We start from the raw sequence: 1,770 nt of genomic DNA, 5'->3' as shown, positions 1-1,770 counted from the left end.
CGGTGCTCCTGTGGCGCGGCGGCCAGGGCCCCGCGCAGGTGGGGCTGGTGCGCGAGGGCTGGGCGCGCGAGCTGCTGCTGGGAGGGGTGGTGCTGGTGGGCACGTACGTGGTGCACCTGGCGGCGTCGGTGCCGCTGGCGGCGGTCGCGGTGGCGCTGAAGCTGGCGGGCCAGGAGTTGGAGGCGCGCAAGGGCGTGGCGGCTGCGCTGCTGGGCACGGGGCTGGGCGTGCCGGCGTTCGCGGCCATCATGGTGGTGGTGACGGGCTTCGAGGAGTTCGTCTTCCGAGGCTTCCTGGTGCCCCGCCTGCGGGTGGTGCTGGGCGGCTGGGTGCCAGCCATCCTGGGGGCCGCGGTGCTCTTCTCCGTGGGGCACTTCTACGAGGGCACGCTGGCCGTCTTCCAGACGTTCGTGATGGGCGCCTGGTTCGGCTTCGTCCTCTGGTACCGGGGACGGCTGCTGCCGCTCATCGTCGCCCACACGGCCTTCAACACCATCAGCTTCGCGCTGATGCTGTGGCTGTCGCGCTCCGGCTTGCTGGAGAAGCTGCCGCCGCTCTGAAGCGAGGGGCGGCAAGCTCAATCAATTGCTTCTTACCGCGAGTTAAAATCAATCTATTGGTTCCAGCCGGGCCAGCCCGCCAGGCATCGGCTCGGGCGCCAACTGCCAGGGCATGCGGACTCCGGCTTCCACCACGCACCGGCGTCAGGCCTGCGGGGTCGTCGCCTGCGCGGAACGCCGCCGCAGCCAGTTGCGCAGGAAGGCCTTCACCTCCGGGTGCTGCGACTGGCGGAAGTGGTCCGGCGGGCCGTACTCCACCACGCGCCCCTCGTGCATCAACGCGAGGTTGTCCGCCGTGCCGAAGGCGGACGCAACGTCCGGGGTGATCACCAGCGACGTGGCCCCCAGCTGCTGCTTGCCCGTGGTGATGATCTCGTTCACCGCCGCCGTGGTCAGCGGATCCAACCCCGCCGTGGGGTCGTCGTAGAGCAAAATCTTCGGCTGGAGGATGGTCGCGCGCGCGAAGCCCACGCGCTTCTGCATGCCGCCGGACAGCTCGCCCGGGAAGCGCGTGGCCGCGTGCGACAGGCCCACCTTGCCCAGCGTCTCGTTCACCGTCTTCGTGATGTCCGGCTCGGACATCTTCGTGCGCTCGCGCAGCGGGAACGCCACGTTGTCGAAGACGTTGAGCGAGTCGAACAGCGCGTTCGCCTGGAAGAGGATGCCCAGCTTGCGGCGCATCTGGTTGAGCGCGGGCTCGTTCATCTTCGCCACCTCCTCGCCCTCCACCAACACCACGCCCCGGTCCGGCCGCATCAGGCCCATGATGTGCTTCATCAGCACCGTCTTGCCCGAACCAGACACGCCCATCAGCACGCAGGTCGTGCCCTCCGGCACCACCAGGTCCACGCCCCGGAGCGCCGGCTGCCCGCCAAATGACTTGTGCAGGTCCCGCACCTCCAGGGTCAGCTTGGGCGCCGGCTCACGGCTCGCGTCACTCATCGCCCCGGAACCCTACCGCGCGGGCCCCGGCGCCGCGCTCCTGATTCACGCCCCAGCTCACCGCCTGCCCGCTCCCTCCTGCCTCCGCGCGCGACGCCTCCAGAGGCCGAACAGGGTCAGCGCCAGCAGGCCGGCCGATACGCCCAGCCCCAGGAAGACGCTCCGCCCCACGCCGTGCGGGGCCATGCCCGCGGCGGGCCTCACCGGCACCAGCGCCGCGTCTCCCATCACCCCCAGCCCCGCCCACATGGCCGCGGGCTCGCCGTCC

At 70.8% G+C, this 1,770-nt stretch carries 3 protein-coding genes; 1 reads left to right on the top strand and 2 read right to left on the bottom strand.

The genetic code is table 11. The annotated features are described in order from the left end of the window. Nucleotides 1–560: CPBP family intramembrane glutamic endopeptidase (locus ACLEQD_RS42715; RefSeq protein WP_410391697.1), on the top strand; the 560-nt coding region annotated here is incomplete at its 5' end. 144 nt (nucleotides 561–704) lie between these two features. Here the strand turns inward: ACLEQD_RS42715 and ACLEQD_RS42710 are convergent. Both ACLEQD_RS42710 and ACLEQD_RS42705 read right to left on the bottom strand, forming a co-directional pair. Continuing rightward, entirely contained in the window at nucleotides 705–1,502 is a 798-nt protein-coding gene (locus ACLEQD_RS42710) for an ABC transporter ATP-binding protein (RefSeq protein WP_410391696.1), read from the bottom strand. A gap of 57 nt (nucleotides 1,503–1,559) precedes the next feature. Further along, a partial coding sequence (locus ACLEQD_RS42705) for a hypothetical protein (RefSeq protein WP_410391695.1) occupies nucleotides 1,560–1,770 on the bottom strand: 211 nt, incomplete at its 5' end.

It is taken from the genome of Corallococcus sp. 4LFB, assembly GCF_046520365.1.
Taxonomy (GTDB): Bacteria; Myxococcota; Myxococcia; order Myxococcales; family Myxococcaceae; genus Corallococcus; species Corallococcus caeni.
Note: the sequence above shows the minus strand (reverse complement) of the source record. Positions and strands in the feature narration are given on the sequence as shown.

Excerpts from the sequence above, each read along its gene's own strand:
- ACLEQD_RS42710 (WP_410391696.1), bottom strand. The coding sequence starts at position 1,502 with ATGAGTGACGCGAGCCGTGAGCCGGCGCCCAAGCTGACCCTGGAGGTG.